General features: G+C 44.0%; 1 protein-coding gene. It reads right to left on the bottom strand.

Going from position 1 to position 275, the window contains the following annotated elements; translation table 11 throughout:
• Positions 1–17 precede the first annotated feature (17 nt).
• On the bottom strand, positions 18–275 hold a 258-nt coding region (gene ihfB / locus AAEY87_RS13950; RefSeq protein WP_350657605.1), incomplete at its 5' end, for an integration host factor subunit beta.

The raw sequence follows: 275 nt of genomic DNA, 5'->3' as shown, positions 1-275 counted from the left end.
CTACTCCACTAAGTTAACTAGGCAATGCTTTCATTCACGCGGTCGCGTAATTCTTTGCCTGGTTTAAAATGAGGTACATGCTTTCCTTCAAGCTCAACTGTATCGCCAGTCTTAGGATTACGACCTGTGCGAGGAGCGCGGAAATGCAAAGAGAAACTACCAAAACCTCTGATCTCAATACGATCTGAAGTAGATAATGAGCCGGCCATTTGTTCAAGAATTTCTTTTACAGCATTCTCAACATCTTTCACTGGAACGTGTGCGTGTTGTTCCGC

The sequence above is a fragment of the Psychrobacter sp. S1-30-MNA-CIBAN-0213 genome, from assembly GCF_040309845.1.
GTDB lineage: Bacteria > Pseudomonadota > Gammaproteobacteria > Pseudomonadales > Moraxellaceae > Psychrobacter.
This window is presented reverse-complemented; position numbering and strand designations above follow the sequence as displayed.